Annotated in this window: 13 protein-coding genes and 2 pseudogenes; 6 read left to right on the top strand and 9 right to left on the bottom strand. The window is 49.1% G+C overall.

Going from position 1 to position 17,492, the window contains the following annotated elements; all coding sequences use genetic code 11:
* Position 1 precedes the first annotated feature (1 nt).
* Entirely contained in the window at positions 2–808 is an 807-nt protein-coding gene (sapF, locus tag EA14781_RS05105; RefSeq protein ID WP_000573416.1) for a peptide ABC transporter ATP-binding protein SapF, read from the top strand.
* A 54-nt stretch (positions 809–862) separates the two neighbouring features.
* Here sapF and EA14781_RS05110 read toward each other — a convergent pair whose 3' ends face one another.
* From EA14781_RS05110 to EA14781_RS05130, 5 genes are all read right to left on the bottom strand, one after another.
* Positions 863–2,035 (bottom strand): multidrug effflux MFS transporter, encoded by a 1,173-nt coding sequence (locus tag EA14781_RS05110; RefSeq protein WP_000092158.1) that lies wholly within the window; start codon positions 2,033–2,035, stop codon positions 863–865.
* A gap of 8 nt (positions 2,036–2,043) precedes the next feature.
* Complete coding sequence (locus tag EA14781_RS05115; protein WP_000946241.1) at positions 2,044–3,417, bottom strand: efflux transporter outer membrane subunit; 1,374 nt, start codon at positions 3,415–3,417, stop codon at positions 2,044–2,046.
* Between the two features lie 3 nt (positions 3,418–3,420).
* Positions 3,421–6,516: an efflux RND transporter permease subunit gene (locus tag EA14781_RS05120; protein WP_000492826.1), complete on the bottom strand. Its 3,096-nt coding sequence runs from the start codon at positions 6,514–6,516 to the stop codon at positions 3,421–3,423.
* On the bottom strand, positions 6,516–7,637 hold the full coding sequence (locus EA14781_RS05125) for an efflux RND transporter periplasmic adaptor subunit (RefSeq protein WP_024164799.1): 1,122 nt from the start codon (positions 7,635–7,637) through the stop codon (positions 6,516–6,518). Before EA14781_RS05125 ends, EA14781_RS05120 begins: the two co-directional genes overlap by 1 nt.
* 148 nt (positions 7,638–7,785) lie before the next feature.
* Positions 7,786–8,352, bottom strand: coding sequence for a TetR/AcrR family transcriptional regulator (locus tag EA14781_RS05130; protein ID WP_001086166.1), 567 nt, complete (start codon positions 8,350–8,352; stop codon positions 7,786–7,788).
* A 523-nt stretch (positions 8,353–8,875) separates the two neighbouring features.
* Here EA14781_RS05130 and fabI point away from each other — a divergent pair.
* The 3 genes from fabI (at position 8,876) to EA14781_RS05145 (ending at position 12,937) form a co-directional block, all read left to right on the top strand.
* Complete coding sequence (gene fabI / locus EA14781_RS05135) at positions 8,876–9,664, top strand: enoyl-ACP reductase FabI (RefSeq protein WP_000506483.1); 789 nt, start codon at positions 8,876–8,878, stop codon at positions 9,662–9,664.
* Between the two features lie 143 nt (positions 9,665–9,807).
* The gene (locus EA14781_RS05140) at positions 9,808–10,935 is read left to right on the top strand and encodes a CMD domain-containing protein (protein WP_000437867.1); all 1,128 of its coding nucleotides are present in this window, start codon (positions 9,808–9,810) and stop codon (positions 10,933–10,935) included.
* 67 nt (positions 10,936–11,002) lie between these two features.
* Positions 11,003–12,937, top strand: coding sequence for an exoribonuclease II (locus EA14781_RS05145; RefSeq protein WP_000484959.1), 1,935 nt, complete (start codon positions 11,003–11,005; stop codon positions 12,935–12,937).
* 112 nt (positions 12,938–13,049) lie between these two features.
* Here the strand turns inward: EA14781_RS05145 and EA14781_RS24655 are convergent.
* Positions 13,050–13,117, bottom strand: a pseudogene (locus EA14781_RS24655) (hypothetical protein); the annotation flags it as partial.
* A gap of 54 nt (positions 13,118–13,171) precedes the next feature.
* On the opposite strand from EA14781_RS24655, the gene pdeR reads away from it, so the two are divergent.
* Positions 13,172–15,157, top strand: coding sequence for a cyclic di-GMP phosphodiesterase (gene pdeR / locus EA14781_RS05150; RefSeq protein ID WP_000859923.1), 1,986 nt, complete (start codon positions 13,172–13,174; stop codon positions 15,155–15,157).
* Here the strand turns inward: pdeR and EA14781_RS26135 are convergent.
* Entirely contained in the window at positions 15,139–15,198 is a 60-nt protein-coding gene (locus tag EA14781_RS26135; RefSeq protein WP_419667772.1) for a hypothetical protein, read from the bottom strand. The two genes, pdeR and EA14781_RS26135, sit on opposite strands and share 19 nt — an antisense overlap.
* Before the next feature lie 492 nt (positions 15,199–15,690).
* Here EA14781_RS26135 and EA14781_RS05155 point away from each other — a divergent pair, with 492 nt between their 5' ends.
* Positions 15,691–16,344 (top strand): EspJ family T3SS effector ADP-ribosyltransferase, encoded by a 654-nt coding sequence (locus EA14781_RS05155; protein WP_001121661.1) that lies wholly within the window; start codon positions 15,691–15,693, stop codon positions 16,342–16,344.
* A 45-nt stretch (positions 16,345–16,389) separates the two neighbouring features.
* Here EA14781_RS05155 and EA14781_RS05160 read toward each other — a convergent pair.
* Positions 16,390–16,648, bottom strand: a pseudogene (locus tag EA14781_RS05160) (transposase); the annotation flags it as partial.
* A 103-nt stretch (positions 16,649–16,751) separates the two neighbouring features.
* Positions 16,752–17,492, bottom strand: a 741-nt coding sequence (locus EA14781_RS22730) for an OspG family effector kinase (RefSeq protein WP_042335429.1), incomplete at its 5' end; no start/stop codon positions are given.

Below are 17,492 nucleotides of genomic sequence, written 5' to 3' on the forward strand. Positions count from 1 at the left end.
GATGATCGAAACGTTGCTCGAAGTACGTAATTTAAGCAAAACGTTCCGCTACCGGACCGGGTGGTTTCGTCGTCAAACGGTGGAAGCGGTAAAACCCTTGAGTTTTACATTGCGTGAACGCCAGACACTGGCGATCATCGGCGAAAATGGTTCCGGTAAGTCAACACTGGCAAAGATGCTGGCGGGAATGGTTGAACCTACCAGCGGCGAGTTATTGATTGACGATCATCCGCTGCATTTTGGCGATTATTCTTTCCGCAGTCAGCGTATTCGCATGATTTTCCAGGATCCGTCCACTTCGTTGAACCCGCGTCAGCGTATCTCGCAAATCCTGGATTTTCCTCTGCGTTTAAACACCGATCTGGAGCCGGAACAACGACGGAAACAGATAATTGAAACGATGCGTATGGTTGGGCTACTGCCTGATCACGTTAGCTATTACCCGCATATGTTAGCACCGGGTCAAAAACAGCGTCTGGGGCTGGCGCGCGCGCTAATATTGCGACCAAAAGTGATCATCGCCGATGAAGCCCTCGCCTCGCTGGATATGTCGATGCGTTCGCAGTTAATTAATCTGATGCTGGAGTTACAAGAGAAACAAGGCATCTCTTATATCTATGTGACTCAACATATCGGAATGATGAAGCACATCAGCGACCAGGTTCTGGTGATGCACCAGGGCGAGGTCGTCGAGCGTGGGAGTACCGCGGATGTGCTGGCCTCACCGCTGCATGAGCTTACCAGGCGGCTAATTTCCGGGCATTTTGGCGAAGCGTTGACGGCAGATGCCTGGCGCAAGGATCGCTGATCTCTTAAACAGCATTCTGACAGGGAGATAATCTCTGTCAGAATGAACAACTCGTTAATCTTCCACCTTCTGATTACCCGTTCCGATGAGCGCAACCAGGAGTGCCAGCGTATAACACACCGTAATCGCCAAACTCATTTTTAACAGCGTTTCCCCACCTAATCCCGACAACGGCGCGGCTATACCGCCGAAAACAAACATGCTCATCCCCATTAGCGCAGACGCCATTCCAGATTCTTGTGTTCTTACAGCACTCATTGCCTCTGCCCCACTAACGGTGCCAATGCCGCTACAAAATGCGATGGTGAAAAACAATGCCGCCAGTGCCGGGATGGGCAGTTGCCGCCATGCACATAAGAATGTGAGCAATGCACACAAAATTGCCGCAATCAGGCCAACTCGCAACAATTTCATCGCGTTAAATCGTCGGGCCAGACGTGAAAAAATCCAGGAAGCGATGATAAGTCCAATGCCGTTAAGGCCAAATACCAGGCTAAATTGCATTGGACTAAAGCCAAATTCTTTCTGCAACACGAAAGACGAAGAGCCGATATAAGCAAACAACCCTGCCAACATAAAACTTTGAATCAGACAAAAGCGCATAAAACGGCGATTCTGTAACACACTTCGCCCGGTTAATAGCAATGATGAGCCCCTGTTATTTTCCGGTAAGGTCTCATGAATAAATAACAGACACCCCAACAAGAGTACGGCACCAATCTCAGCCATAACCCAGAATAAAATGCGCCAGTCAAAGGTGCTGACGATATAACCGCCCAACACTGGCGATAACACAGGCGCCAGTCCATTCACCGTCATCAACAACGCGAAAAATTGGGTCAGCGTTACGCCCTGATATTTGTCACGAGCAATGGAACGAGAAAGCACCGAACCACCTGCCCCCGCAATCCCCTGCATAAAACGCCAAACCACCAGCCAGTAAATATTGTTGGTTGTCGCACACAAAACGGAGGAGACAATAAACAATAGCAACGACAAGATTAACGGGCGCTTGCGCCCGATTTTGTCGCTCAAAGGGCCGAACAGCAGTTGCCCGACACCAAGGCCAATCAGTGACGCGGTCAGCGTTAATTGCGTTATGGTCGTGGTCGCCGCCAGTTGTTTCGACATCTCAGGCAACGCAGGCAAGTAAAGGTCGGTACACATTGGGCCAATCCCGGCTAAAAGACCGAGAATTAATGCCCATGAAAGAGAGACTCTGCTCATACTGCTCCTTACTTGAGTGATGACATACCGCCGCCCAGCGACTGCCAGAGCGTGATTCGGTTTGTGAAATCAGTGAGTTGCAACGCCAGTAATTCCTGCTGCGCGCTCCACAAGTTGCGCTGGGCCGTCAACACAGTCAGGTAATCGCCAACGCCGACCTGATAACGACGCAGGCCAATATCGACCGTTTGTTGTTCGGCATTGACATACTGGCGCTGGGCATCCCGTTGTTCTTCCAGTGTTGTCCGGCGGGCCAACGCATCGGCGACATCCTTGAAGGCGCTCTGGACTGTTTTTTCATAAGTGGCAATGAGTCCGCGCTTTTGCGCTTCCGCGTAGCGAAGTTGCGCCAGATTACTTCCGCCAGTGAACAGCGGTAATGTCACCGAGGGCGCAAATGACCAGACCTGCATTCCGTGGCTGAACAGCGATGACAATGCATCACTGCCAACGCCGGCACTGGCAGTCAGCGAAATCGTCGGGAAGAAGTTTGCCCGCGCTGCGCCAATATCGGCATTGGCGCTCTTCAGGTTATGTTCTGCTTCCTGAATATCCGGGCGACGCAGCAGAACATCAGATGACACTCCCGCAGGAACCAGGCTTATCATCTGTTCCGGCAGGCTTTCCAGTGTTCCCGGTATCAGATTTTCTGCCAGCGTGGTTCCGGCGAGTAAGTTCAGGGCGTTTTTATCCTGCATCACTTGTGTCTGATAACTGGCAACGCTGGCGCGCGCCTGCTGATAAACACTCATCGCCTCACTGACATCCGTTGCTGCCGCAGTGCCAACCTGCTGCTGGCGCTGGATAATTTTCAGCGAGTGCTCTGCACTGGCCATCGTATCTTTTGCCAGCGCCAGATTGCTGTTATCGGCAGCCAGCGTCAGCCAGGCGGTGCTGATTTCGGCAATCAGCGTTAAGCGGGTGTTCTGCGCCGTAAATTCGCTGGCAAGCCAGGTTTCCCGTGCTGCCCGCGACAAACTCTGATTGCGACCAAACAGGTCCAGCTCAAAACTGGAGACAGAACCGTTCGCTTCAGCACTGGTAGCGGTTCCGCTCGTCAGCGTACGGTTGCGGGTCGAACTTAAAGCCGCATTCACCGTCGGGAATAAAGACGCATTGGTTTGCCCATATAGCGCCCGCGCAGAATCAATATCCGCAATCGCTTTTTGCACATCGCGGTTACTGTTCAGTGCAATGGTCACCACCTGCTGCAACCGGGGATCGTGGATCACTTGCTGCCACTCATGGCTGATTGCTTTCCCCTGGCTCTGTGTTCCCGGCAACGTCGCCGGGATTGGGGATTCAGGTGTACTGTAGTGAGGATCGAGCGACACACATCCCGCACTCAACAGCACCAGAAAAATAAGAGAACGACGCAACATAACTTACTCCTGACGGCGCGGTTTACCGGCAAACAAACGTTTCACCAGTACAAAAAAGAGAGGGACAAAAAAGATTGCCAGTAGCGTGGCGGTCAACGTACCGCCAATAATGCCGGTACCAATGGCGATGCGGCTGTTCGCGCCCGCGCCGGTAGCCATTGCAAGTGGCATTACCCCGGCAATAAACGCCAGTGAGGTCATGATGATCGGACGTAAACGGGTCTGCGCCGCGCGTAATGCCGCCCGACTCTCAGCAACCGCCGCTTCAGCAAACTCTACAATCAGAATGGCGTTTTTCGACGACAAACCGATAGTGGTTAATAGCGCCACCTGGAAGTAAACGTCGTTGTTTAAATCGCGCATCCAGGCCGCCAGCGCCGCGCCGAGAAGCCCCAGCGGGATCACCAGAATGACCGAGAACGGGACTGACCAGCTTTCGTACAGTGCGGCAAGGCAGAGGAAAACCACCAGAATAGACACCGTGTACAGACTCATCGCCTGTCCGCTGGCGAGTTTCTCTTGCAATGACAAACCACTCCAGGCCCAGGTTGTTCCCGCAGGAAGACTGTTTGCCAGTTCCTCCATTTTTGTCATTGCATCGCCGGAACTAAAGCCAGTCGCGTTTTCGCCCTGAATTTCATAGGCTGCCGAGCCGTTGTAGCGCACCAGTCTTTCCGGTCCATACAGCCAGCGGGTGGTCGCAAAAGCAGAGAATGGTGTCATGGCGTTATCGCTGCCGCGCACAAACCATTTACCTAAGTCTGACGGCGCGGAACGAAATTCGCTGTCGCCCTGAATGTAGACTTTTTTCACACGACCACGGTCAATAAAGTCATTCACATAAGTCCCGCCCCACGCGCTGGCCAGCGTGTTGGTGATATCGCTTAAGCTCACCCCCAGCGACACGGCCTTATTGTTATCAATATCTACCTGCAATTGCGGCATTTGCGGCAGGTCATTGGCGCGCACAGAAATCAATTCAGAGCTTTGATTCGCCTGTTCAATTAACTGATTACGCATTTTAAGCAAGGTTTCACGGTCAATAGCGCCACTTGCCATTAATTCAAACGTAAAGCCGTTGCTTTGCCCCAGTCCATCAACGGCTGGCGGCGTCATCGCAAATACCGTGGCATCACGGATTGTGCCCAGCTCTTTGGTTGCCCGTAAGGCGATGGCTTGCGCAGTATTTTCTGCCCCTTTACGTTGTGACCAGTTTTTCAACGAAACAAACGCCATCCCGGTGTTCTGTCCGCTGCCGCTAAAACTAAAACCATCAACGGTAAAAATAACATCGGTATTTGCTTTCTCGTTTACCAGGAACCAGTCAACGATCTGGCGATTGACTTCTGCAGTACGCGCTGCGGTTGCCCCGGCAGGCAGCGTGTACTGCACCATGATTTCGCCCTGGTCTTCAGTGGGTAAGAAACTGCCCGGCAGTTTCCACATCATCAGGGCCATTCCGCCACCCAGCACAACATAAACGCCTATCGTTCGGGCAGCACGCTGCAGAACATAAAGCACGCCATGTTGATAGCGTACTTCTGTACGACGGTAGAAACGGTTAAATGCGCCAAAGAAGCCTTTTTTATGCGGTGGAACATGCTGGAGAACAGAACCGCACAGCGCTGGCGTTAAGGTCAATGCCACCACCACGGAAAGCAGCATTGCGGAGATAATCGTTACCGAAAACTGGCGATAAATTACCCCAGTAGAGCCCCCGAAGAAGGCCATTGGCAGAAATACGGCTGACAGCACCAGCGCAATGGCAACCAGTGCGCCAGAGATCTCGCCCATGGATTTTTCCGTAGCCTCGCGCGCGGGCAACCCTTCGTCGCGCATAATGCGTTCGACGTTCTCCACCACCACAATGGCATCGTCCACCAACAAGCCGATCGCCAGCACCATTGCAAACAACGTCAGGGTATTAATCGAATAGCCAAACAACGCAAGAACGCCGAATGTGCCCAGCAAAACGACGGGCACCGCTAACGCCGGAATCAGCGTGGCACGCAGGTTTTGCAGGAACAGATACATCACGCAAACCACCAATACGATGGCTTCAAACAGCGTCTGAATTACGTCCTCTACGGAGATTTTAATAAATTCAGTGCTGTCTTTCGGGTATGCGATGTCGTATCCCTGCGGCATATTTCGCTGGAATTCTGCGATCTTATCCTTGACCAACGTCGCCGTATTCAGCGCATTCGCACCAGGCGACAGCATCACCGCCACCCCGGCAGACGGATGGCCGTTCAGCTTGCCAATGGCATTATAATCTTCACTGCCCATCTCTACGCGAGCCACATCCTTGATGCGAACAACCGCGCCGTCTGACTGACTTTTTACGATAATATTTTTGAACTGATCCACGGTCTGCAAACGAGACTGCGCACGCACCGTTGCCGTCAGTTGCTGGGTATTTGGCGAAGGCAATGCACCGATTTTCCCGGCTGTCACCTGCACGTTTTGCGCTTCAATGGCGCTTTGTACGTCTGATGGCATCAGCGAGTAAGACGCCAGTTTGGCCGGATCAAGCCAGATGCGCATAGCATATTCTGCGCCAAAGACTTGCAGACTCCCGACCCCTTCAACGCGCGCCAGCGGGTCCTGAACGTTACTGACCAGCCAGTCGGCAATATCTGAACTGGTCGCTTTGTCAGTAGTGTCATAAACGGCAGCTATCAGCAGAAAGTTGCTTTGTGATTTCTCCACCGTGACACCTGTTTGCTGGACCTCACTCGGTAGGCGCGACTCTGCCTGCTGAATTTTATTTTGTACCTGAACCTGTGCAGTATCGGGATCGGTACCTTGCTCAAAGGTCACATTAATGCTGACCGAACCATCAGAACTACTGGTTGAACTGAAATAGAGCAAATTATCCAGCCCGGTGAGCTGTTGCTCAATAACCTGCGTTACACTGTTTTCCAGCGTTTCGGCGGAGGCTCCGGTATAGGTAGCAGAAATTCTAATGGTCGGCGGCGCAACGTCAGGATATTGCGCGACGGGTAATGTACGAATCGCCAGAATACCTGCCAACATAATCAAAATGGCGATAACCCAGGCAAAGACCGGGCGGCGGACAAAAAAGCGCGAAAACATCAGGCGTTGCCTCCATCAGCCTGAACTTCAACAGCCTTGACGGTCTGCCCTGAAGTGACTTTGGCGGAACCTTCAACAATCAATCGGTCGCCGTTGTGCAGGCCGTTTAGCACCAGCCATTTATCACCATACGTTTCTCCCGTTTCGAGCGTTCGCTGCTCTACTTTATTGTCTTTGTTCACCACCAGCGCAGTAGCATTGCCTTTAGCATCGCGCGTGACGCCCTGTTGAGGCGCGAGAATAGCGTCTTCCATCACGCCTTCATCGACTCGGGCGCGAACAAACATGCCGGGTAACAACTGCTGTTGTGGATTAGGAAAAATCGCCCGTAATGTCACCGAACCGGTAGATTCATCCACAGCCACCTCGGTGAGCTCCAGGCGCCCTTTTTCGCTGTAGGTTGTGCCATCTTCCAGAATAAGTGAGACGCTCAGGGTGTCGCTGTTGGTCGCCAGCGACTGTTTGCGCAGACGCAATAAATCGACACTGGCGCGAGTGAGGTCAACATACATTGTATCCAGACCCCGAATAGTCGTTAACGCCGTATCCTGCGACGCGGTCACCAGTGCGCCAGGGGTTACCGACGAAATGCCAATACGCCCCGAAATCGGTGCGGTTACCGTGGTCCAGTCAAGATTAATGCGCGCAGTTTCCAGCGCGGCTTTTTTCGCTTCAACACTGGCTTTATCTTGTGCACAGACAGACTGAGCATCATCAGCATCCTGTTGTGACACACCGTTCTCTTTCACCAGCCGGGCATAGCGCTGCGCTTTCTGGCAATCGGCTTTTACCAGTGCTTGTGCCTGTTGTAATGCCGCGCGGGCTTCATTCCATGTCGCACGATAACTGGCTGAATCAATCTGATAGAGCGGTTGTCCAGCCTTAACTAAATCGCCCTCATTAAACAGGCGATTCTGGATAACTCCCCCAACCTGCGGACGTACTTCGGCGCTGAGTGCGGCACTGGTACGCCCGGTTAATTCACTGATCACTGAAATCGACTGTGGTTTGAGCGTCACAACCCCCACTTCTGTTTCCGCCACAGATGTATTGTTGCTTTGCGTATTATCACAACCCGATAAGAGCAGCACTACCATTACAGTTGTTGCTATATACTTCATTATTTTCTCCAGGGTGAATAATACCCTCCCCATAAAAATGAATGAGGAATTTTCAGGTATATTCAGATATGACGAATCTACATCACGAAATAAATTCCGTAATGAAGTCAGGGGGATTAATATCCCCCATTATCGGTTAATTCTGTTCTTATTTGTTTATCAACATACTAATAATACCCTGATATATTTCCTGCAAATGTTGAGGATCGCTTTTTTGCGGCGTCAAGCGACGATAAACCGTACCTTCCATCATGGTGGCAAGCACCTCCACACAGCAACCAATGTGTTCATCGCTAAGATGGGGATGCATTCTTTTCATGTGAGCACAGCCATTAGCGAACATTCTGGCATCCGCCTCTTCGAGCATTGCCATCACCCGCGGGTTACGTGTTGCCTCTGCGGCCACTTCCAGCATTAAGGCGTCATCGTCTTCGTTTAAGGATTTCCGCCAGGCAAGGACTTCCGGGAAGTGATCGGTACGTGCGTCAATATCCATCTGGGCAATACGAAAGTCGATGATACGGCGGACCATCTCTTCAATGATGGCATCTTTATTAGCGAAGTAACGGTAAATCTGCCCAACGCTAAGCTGAGCTTCGCTGGCAATTTGCGACATACTGGCGGCATGAAAACCATAGCGACGAAAGCACCGACGGGCGGCGTTGATGATTTCATCCTGACGCTGTTTATGACGTATCTCCAGCTTGCTGTTCATCTTTATCTCCAGGCCTTTCATCTGGTGAGAATGATCATTCTCATTTTTAGCTAATTATACGTTTCTCCAAAGCAATGGAAAGTATTTTTATCTTATTCATGGCGCATATTCTGATAATGAAGAGATTATGGAGATTCTGTGAAGATGGTTGACAATATTAAATTCATGTCTGTTCGTGAGAAAAAATTAATAGCGACCTGTTGTCGCCAGATAATTAATCACCTTGACGCAACAAATTCCGGGACAGATAAAACTGTTTAGTTTGCCGGATGTCATATATATACATTGCTGAATAGTTCGTCAGATTTCATGGGATATTTCCACAATCTGACCATGCTGGCACCAAAGTCAGATAAAGCAAAATGTTCTGTAGCGCGACTTCTTCTCCTGTACTGAAAGAGCAACTATAGCCACCTACAGCCAGGTTGATTATAATAACCGTTTATCTGTTCGTACTGTTTACTAAAACGACGAATCGCCTGATTTTCAGGCACGACAAGCATCAACAATAAGGATTAAAGCTATGGGTTTTCTTTCCGGTAAGCGCATTCTGATAACCGGTGTTGCCAGCAAACTGTCCATCGCCTACGGTATCGCTCAGGCGATGCACCGCGAAGGAGCGGAACTGGCATTCACCTACCAGAACGATAAACTGAAAGGCCGCGTAGAAGAATTTGCCGCTCAACTGGGTTCTGACATCGTTCTGCAGTGCGATGTTGCCGAAGATGCCAGCATTGACACCATGTTCGCTGAGCTGGGTAAAGTTTGGCCGAAATTTGACGGTTTTGTACACTCCATTGGTTTTGCGCCGGGCGATCAGCTTGATGGCGACTATGTAAACGCCGTTACCCGTGAAGGCTTTAAAATTGCCCACGACATCAGCTCTTACAGCTTCGTTGCGATGGCAAAAGCTTGCCGTTCCATGCTGAATCCGGGGTCTGCCCTGCTGACCCTGTCCTATCTGGGCGCTGAACGCGCTATCCCGAACTACAACGTGATGGGCCTGGCGAAAGCGTCTCTGGAAGCAAACGTGCGTTATATGGCTAATGCAATGGGCCCGGAAGGCGTGCGTGTTAACGCTATTTCTGCTGGTCCTATCCGTACTCTGGCCGCTTCCGGCATCAAAGACTTCCGTAAAATGCTGGCGCATTGCGAAGCGGTTACGCCGATTCGTCGTACCGTTACCATTGAAGATGTGGGTAACTCCGCCGCATTCCTGTGCTCCGATCTCTCTGCAGGTATCTCCGGCGAAGTGGTTCACGTTGACGGCGGTTTCAGCATCGCGGCAATGAACGAACTGGAACTGAAATAATCGTTCTTTTCGTCTCTTCGGGCGGCGCTCTGTCGCCCGTTTTCTCTGTTATACCTTTCTGATATTTGTTATCGCCGATCAATCTTTCTCCCCTGCCCGCCTTGCGTCAGGATAACGATTTCCGTTATGACCAAGGAACGCCCATGGAACAGCGCCACAGTTCAGGCAAAAGCCACTGGTATCACGAAACCCAATCCAGTACTCTGGAATACGACGTTCAGCCGCTGGTGCCCGACGCGGCAAAAGTAAGCGCTCCTTTTCTGCTCGACGTGATCCTCGAGGAAGAAACGTTGATTCCCTTTCATTCATGGCTGACGCCCGCACGTGCTCTTGCGGTGAAGTTGTTTCCTGACCAACTTGCAGTGACTCACCCACAAACTTTTACCGCCTATGAACGCCTGTCGACCGCTCTGACAGTTGCCCAGGTCTGCGGCGTCCAGCGATTGTGCAATTACTATTCCGCGCGGCTGACGCCGCTTCCGGGGCCAGACTCCTCAAGAGAAAGCAATCGCCGACTGGCGCAAATTACACAATATGCCCGTCAGTTAGCTGGTTCTCCATCCATTATTGATGAACGTTCTCGCCAGCATCTTAACGATGTCGGGCTGACAGCATGGGACTGTGTGTCCATTAATCAGATTATTGGTTTTATCGGTTTTCAGGCGCGGGTAATTACTACTTTTCAGGCCAGCCTCGGGGAAACCGTTCGTCGGTTACCCGGTCTGGAGCTACAAAACTACGCCGACGCGTCACTTTTTGCTGACGTATCAACTCGCTGGCGTACCTGCTACAAAATAGAGGACGCATCTGAAGTGCGAGAGATACAGACGACAACAGAGCTTCATCGACTGGCCGAAACACTGAATCTCCACCCTGCTTCACTTTCTCTGTTAGGAAAGCTACTCTCCAGCACGTTGGCCAACGAAAAGTCTGGCCACCAGCTTGCCGCGTTATTAAGTGCACGAATTAATGGCAGCGTCGATTGTTTTAACACTATTGCCTATTCAGCTGTTGAATATAAAGAAGCTATCGCCGTCCTGCGTAAGAGCGAAAACGAAATTAACCAGTGGACTGACCGCCATCCTGTTGAGCGCACCGCCATTCAGGCGATACAATGGCTGACCCGAGCACCCGATCGCTTTAGCGCCGCCCAGTTCAGCCTATTACTCGAACAAAAAACGTCATCAACGCAGGTTATTAATCTGCTGGTATGGAGCGGGCTTTGTGGCTGGATAAATCGCTTAAAAATCGCGTTGGGTGAGACAGATTAACCTTGCCGCGTCAGACAGATTCGCGTAAAACTGTCAGCCGCTCTAATGGCCACCAAAATAGACAATTATGTTTCAGGACAACCCGCTGCTAGCGCAGCTTAAACAGCAACTGCATTCCCAGACGCCCCGCGCTGAAGGGGTGGTAAAAGCCACAGAAAAAGGCTTTGGCTTCCTGGAAGTCGACGCGCAAAAAAGTTATTTCATTCCGCCGCCGCAAATGAAAAAAGTCATGCATGGCGACAGAATTATCGCGGTGATCCACAGCGAAAAAGATCGTGAATCCGCAGAACCAGAAGAACTGGTTGAACCGTTTTTGACCCGCTTCGTCGGTAAAATTCAGGGCAAGAATGACCGCCTGGCCATCGTCCCTGATCATCCATTATTGAAAGATGCTATTCCTTGCCGTGCGGCCCGTGGTCTGACTCACGAGTTTAAAGAAGGCGACTGGGCGGTTGCTGAAATGCGCCGCCATCCGCTAAAAGGCGATCGTTCCTTCTATGCGGAATTGACGCAATATATCACCTTCGGCAACGACCATTTTGTGCCGTGGTGGGTCACTCTGGCACGCCATAATCTGGAAAAAGAAGCGCCAGATGGTGTTGCTACCGAAATGCTGGATGAAGGTCTGGTGCGTGAAGATCTGACCTCGCTGGATTTTGTCACCATCGACAGCGCCAGTACGGAAGATATGGATGACGCCCTCTTCGCCAGGACATTGCCGGATAACAAGCTGCAACTGATTGTGGCGATCGCCGACCCAACCGCGTGGATTGCGGAAGGCAGCAAGCTGGATAAAGCCGCGAAAATTCGCGCATTCACCAACTACCTGCCGGGCTTCAACATTCCAATGCTGCCGCGTGAGCTTTCTGACGATCTCTGCTCATTGCGTGCCAATGAGGTACGTCCGGCACTGGCATGTCGGATGACGCTGTCCGCTGATGGCAGCATTGAAGATGACATCGAATTTTTTGCCGCTACTATCGAATCCAAAGCCAAACTGGTTTATGACCAGGTTTCTGACTGGCTGGAAAACACCGGTGACTGGCAGCCAGAAAGCGACGCAATTGCTGAACAAATTCGCCTGTTAGCGCAAATTTGCCAGCGCCGCGGCGAATGGCGTCATAACCACGCGCTGGTATTTAAAGATCGCCCGGATTACCGTTTTATCCTCGGTGAAAAAGGTGAAGTACTGGATATCGTTGCCGAACCACGTCGTATTGCTAATCGTATCGTCGAAGAAGCGATGATCGCCGCCAATATTTGTGCGGCCCGCGTACTGCGCGATAAACTTGGCTTTGGCATCTATAACGTGCATATGGGCTTCGATCCAGCTAATGCCGACGCGCTGGCAGCGCTGCTGAAAACGCACGGCCTGCATGTCGATGCTGAAGAAGTGCTTACGCTGGATGGTTTCTGTAAACTACGTCGTGAACTGGATGCACAACCGACCGGTTTCCTCGACAGCCGCATCCGTCGTTTCCAGTCTTTTGCAGAAATCAGTACCGAACCTGGTCCTCACTTTGGCCTCGGTCTGGAAGCATATGCCACCTGGACTTCGCCGATTCGTAAGTATGGCGATATGATCAACCATCGTCTGCTGAAAGCCGTCATTAAAGGTGAAACGGCGACACGTCCGCAGGATGAGATCACTGTCCAAATGGCAGAGCGTCGTCGTCTCAACCGAATGGCGGAGCGTGATGTCGGTGATTGGCTGTACGCTCGTTTCCTGAAAGACAAGGCGGGGACTGATACTCGTTTTGCGGCGGAAATCGTCGATATCAGCCGTGGTGGTATGCGTGTGCGTCTGATCGACAATGGCGCTATTGCCTTTATTCCGGCACCATTCTTACACGCTGTACGCGACGAATTGGTTTGCAGCCAGGAGAACGGCACCGTACAAATCAAAGGTGAAACGGTTTACAAGGTGACTGACGTTATCGACGTCACTATTGCCGAAGTCCGCATAGAAACCCGCAGCATTATTGCTCGCCCGGTAGCATAACCCCCTTTCGCGGCCCATTCATTACGGATGGGCCGTTTGTTTTACTCTCCCCTGCATTCTTTTATCCCCAACTTTTTTAACGGACTTTCGTTTGAAAACTGGCGTTTTTTCAAAACTGGATTACAAATAAATATATAAAAAAACAATGCGTTTAGCCGCCGTTAATTTTATGTAAGTCATGTTGGACCTTTCATTTAATTGCGGGGGACCGCGGTTAACCCGAGGGGAGGCATCATGAAAACCGTTAGGGAGTCTACAACGTTGTACAACTTTCTCGGATCGCACAACCCATACTGGCGTTTGTCGGAAAATAGTGATGTTTTACGTTTCTCCTGTAACGAAGCAACGGAACCAGAGCGAACTCTGCTGTTATCTGCGGAACAGGCTGCACGTATCAGGGAAATGACGGTCATCACGTCTGGTTTGATGATGAACTTAGTCGTCGAGGAGAGCGATCTCTCTGTTCATCTGGTAGGCCGTAAGATCAATAAGCGTGAATGGGCCGGGAATGCGTCTGCATGGCATGACACACCTGCGGTAGCCCGCGATTTATCGCACGGACTATCCTTTGCTGAACAAGTGGTTTCTGAAGCGCATTCTGCAATTGTGATTCTGGACAGCCGGGGAAATATCCAACGTTTTAATCGGTTATGCGAAGAATATACCGGACTAAAAGAGCACGATGTCATTGGACAAAGCGTGTTTAAATTGTTTATGAATCGCCGCGAGGCTGCTATCTCACGGCGTAACAACAGTGGTTTTTTCCGTAGCGGCAACGCTTATGAAGTGGAACGCTGGGTACAGACGCGTAAAGGCCAGCGATTGTTTCTGTTCCGCAACAAATTCGTACATAGCGGTAGCGGTAAAAATGAAATCTATTTGATCTGCTCCGGCACCGATATCACCGAAGAGCGCCGTGCCCAGGAACGACTGCGAATTCTGGCTAACACTGATAGCATCACCGGATTGCCGAATCGTAACGCAATGCAGGAGTTGATCGATAACGCCATTAAGCAGGCGGACGGCAACAAAGTTGGTGTGGTTTATCTTGATTTAGACAATTTTAAAAAGGTAAATGATGCCTACGGACACGTGTTTGGCGATCAGTTATTACGCGAGGTTTCACTAGCTATTTTAAGCTGCCTTGAGCAGGATCAGGTACTGGCACGCCTAGGCGGCGATGAATTTCTGATACTCGCGCCAAACACCTCGCAAAGCGCGTTAGAAGCGATGGCGTCGCGCATTTTAACCCGTCTTCGCCAGCCCTTCAGTATTGGTTTAATTGAAGTCTATACTGGCTGTTCAGTCGGCATTTCACTTTCTCCACAACATGGTATGGATAGTGCAGCCATTATTCGCCATGCCGATACGGCAATGTACACGGCGAAGGAAGGTGGTCGTGGGCAGTTTTGCGTTTTTTCTCCAGAAATGAATCAACGAGTATTTGAATATCTCTGGCTGGATACCAACCTGCGTAAAGCTCTGGAAAACAATCAGTTAGTCATTCACTATCAACCCAAAATCACCTGGCGCGGTGAAGTGCGAAGTCTGGAAGCATTGGTGCGCTGGCAATCGCCCGAACGTGGATTGATTCCACCGCTGGACTTTATTTCCTACGCCGAAGAGTCCGGGCTAATTGTCCCTTTAGGCCGTTGGGTTATTCTTGATGTCGTACGCCAGGTGGCGAAGTGGCGGGATAAAGGCATCAACCTGCGAGTAGCGGTGAACATCTCTGCGCGGCAACTTGCCGATCAAACCATTTTCACCGACCTTAAACAGGTCCTTCAGGAACTTAAATTTGAATACTGCCCTATTGATGTCGAGCTAACCGAAAGTTGTCTGATTGAAAATGATGAACTGGCGCTGTCCGTTATTCAGCAATTTAGCCAGTTAGGGGCGCAAGTACATCTGGATGATTTCGGCACCGGCTACTCTTCGCTTTCTCAACTGGCGCGCTTCCCTATCGACGCCATAAAACTCGATCAGATTTTTGTCCGTGATATTTACAAACAGCCGGTTTCGCAATCGCTGGTACGTGCGATCGTTGCCGTAGCCCAGGCGCTGAATCTTCAGGTGATTGCGGAGGGGGTAGAAAGCGCAAAAGAAGACGCCTTTTTAACCAAAAATGGCATCAATGAGAGGCAAGGTTTCTTGTTTGCAAAACCGATGCCCGCTGTCGCTTTTGAACGCTGGTATAAACGTTATCTGAAACGTGCATAAAAAAACGAACTCATATACTTAACGATATATAATCTCGCCACATATCGTATCCGCAAATGATAATTATGCTTTGCCGTTAATCACTTCTCTTTTAACGGCAATTTTTGCATTATTCATTTTCACCTTTTGCCATAAGGATGGCAAAATAACAAAAAATTGAAAATCATTATGTTATGGATGTTGTTGCTCAAATAACAGACTGAAAAACACGACAAAACTCTACATTTCGAGTCACTATTAATCAATAAGTTAGGTGCGATTAGTGACCTGAGACAGAGCATTAGCACAAGGTGATTTTTTGTTTTCTTGCGCTAATTTTTGTCATCAAACATGTAGCAAATGTTGTGTATCTCCGTTTCGCCACGCCACATCATCACGCATTATGGCTATGTTTAAACAGGATCAATAAGAATAAAATATAAAGAACAACACAACCACCAGACAATTAACTGTAAACATGACAACGACTAATTCCTTTTGTTACAATATAACTCTCCTCAAAATCTATCCATACTAGAGACAAGGAGTTTACTATGCCAATTATAAGAAGCTGCACATCATTAATTAATAACACATTAAAAAATGAAAAAACATCATATTCTCCAATAAAAACTGAGCAAACAGGAAAGATGTTAAATAGAAAAATCTCTCCTGCAAACACTCCGGTAAAGTTATTATCATTCAGGAATGCTGATTTAACGGCTGAAAAAATCATTACAGAAAATGTGTTATCCATGTTTAGTATAACCCGAGATTGCCTTGCAGTAAGACTCCAGAGCAATCAATTCACTGACTTAAAAAACAAAACAATTCAAGGACATAAAAATACCGTTGCACAGGTTATTGACTGGTATAACCCACGTAAAAATGCTTTTGATATGACTACGGGCACACCAAGACGCTCTGCTGATATAGCAAAGGAAGAATCCAGAAACGCTCTAAATTTCATGATAATGGAAAAGAATATATTCAATGAAAAGATACTCAACAGCGATGCCAACCTACAAAAAAAATACAGCACAACAGAAAATAGTAGCTGGGTTGTAACCTCAATGGGCGAACTCCTTGATAAAGGTGCAAAGGTATACCCAGACATATCATGTTCTTTAAGATTGGGTGAACCATTCATCATTACACACCCAGAATCAGTCAAGCTGGATGTTGACATATACCCACTCAAAAAATAACACTGAATATGAGGCTGTAAATAATTCTGTGTAACTGCCACCGTATTAAAGGTGATCGCGCAGACGGTCACCGAACTCGATAATAAAACGGCTCATCGCCAGCTGCCAGTTCTGGATCGGCATATTCCATTTTTTCGACGCATCCTTGATCGCCAGATAGATAACTTTTCGCACCGAGTCGTCAGTCGGGCACCTTTCGCTTCTTGATGGCTACCCGGAGCACGCTGTTCAGCGACTCGATAGCATTCGTTATGTAGATGGCCTTGCGGATATCGGGCGGATAGTCGAAGAAGGTATTGAGATTTTCCCTGTGCGCCCGCCACCTTTTTTACTAACTCATCTGTCGGAGATATCCTACATATTTTTATAACCCCATACATGTAACACGTCTACTACACCGGACAAAATCACTCAATCTTACTTAATACCTCATCAATAAGTTCTTTCTTTCCTTCATGATAAGAGCGCGCTACTTGCTCGTCCCCCGATGAAAAATCAGAAAAATTATAAGAAGATATATCTATTGGATAAAATTCATTTCTTTCGCGGTCATATAAAACATTTGTATCTGTTGTATCAATAAAAAGAATTCCTTTTTGCTCCATTCTGTCAAACATATCGTAAATAGCCTGTTCAGCCTGTACTGGTAATGACGGAATATTACAAAGTGATTCTCCATTCACTTTATTCATTCTAATACCAATAATATCGCCATTTTCACTATATATTTTTTCTGCACTTCCGGAGCCATAATATTGGTTGAAACAATTAACTTCCTTTGTCACCTCTTCATGAAGTTGAGATCTGGTAAACATCTTCAGGACTTTTGTTGAATCCTCCATATCTTCATATACCATGGCGTGACAACCTGCACCAATAACATTGCCTGGCACGGGTAACTTGTTATAGATCCCCCCAGGCAACTCTGGCTGTGCATAATCCACTGGAGGTAAATCAGGTCTATTCGAATGAACAGAGCCCCTCTCCATCGCTATGTTCACTGGTGATGTATTCAGCATAGCCTCAATCTTTCTGCTAATCTCTCCCTTAGGCCATCCCAGCCTATGTAATATATTAGCAAAACAACTACTCTGGCTTTCTCTTGTAACACAAAACTTATTACCAGTTATAGCGACACGATATGGGTG

It is taken from the genome of Escherichia albertii NBRC 107761 = DSM 17582, from assembly GCF_000759775.1.
In the GTDB taxonomy this organism is placed as follows: Bacteria; Pseudomonadota; Gammaproteobacteria; order Enterobacterales; family Enterobacteriaceae; genus Escherichia; species Escherichia albertii.

What these genes read in the sequence shown, in the direction of transcription:
- fabI (WP_000506483.1), top strand. Translation starts at nt 8,876, where the DNA reads ATGGGTTTTCTTTCCGGTAAGCGCATTCTGATAACCGGTGTTGCCAGC.
- EA14781_RS05140 (WP_000437867.1), top strand. Translation starts at nt 9,808, where the DNA reads ATGGAACAGCGCCACAGTTCAGGCAAAAGCCACTGGTATCACGAAACC.
- EA14781_RS05130 (WP_001086166.1), bottom strand. Translation starts at nt 8,352, where the DNA reads ATGAACAGCAAGCTGGAGATACGTCATAAACAGCGTCAGGATGAAATC.
- sapF (WP_000573416.1), top strand. Translation starts at nt 2, where the DNA reads ATGATCGAAACGTTGCTCGAAGTACGTAATTTAAGCAAAACGTTCCGC.
- EA14781_RS05110 (WP_000092158.1), bottom strand. Translation starts at nt 2,035, where the DNA reads ATGAGCAGAGTCTCTCTTTCATGGGCATTAATTCTCGGTCTTTTAGCC.
- EA14781_RS05115 (WP_000946241.1), bottom strand. Translation starts at nt 3,417, where the DNA reads ATGTTGCGTCGTTCTCTTATTTTTCTGGTGCTGTTGAGTGCGGGATGT.
- EA14781_RS05155 (WP_001121661.1), top strand. Translation starts at nt 15,691, where the DNA reads ATGCCAATTATAAGAAGCTGCACATCATTAATTAATAACACATTAAAA.
- EA14781_RS05120 (WP_000492826.1), bottom strand. Translation starts at nt 6,516, where the DNA reads ATGTTTTCGCGCTTTTTTGTCCGCCGCCCGGTCTTTGCCTGGGTTATC.
- EA14781_RS05125 (WP_024164799.1), bottom strand. Translation starts at nt 7,637, where the DNA reads ATGAAGTATATAGCAACAACTGTAATGGTAGTGCTGCTCTTATCGGGT.
- pdeR (WP_000859923.1), top strand. Translation starts at nt 13,172, where the DNA reads ATGAAAACCGTTAGGGAGTCTACAACGTTGTACAACTTTCTCGGATCG.
- EA14781_RS05145 (WP_000484959.1), top strand. Translation starts at nt 11,003, where the DNA reads ATGTTTCAGGACAACCCGCTGCTAGCGCAGCTTAAACAGCAACTGCAT.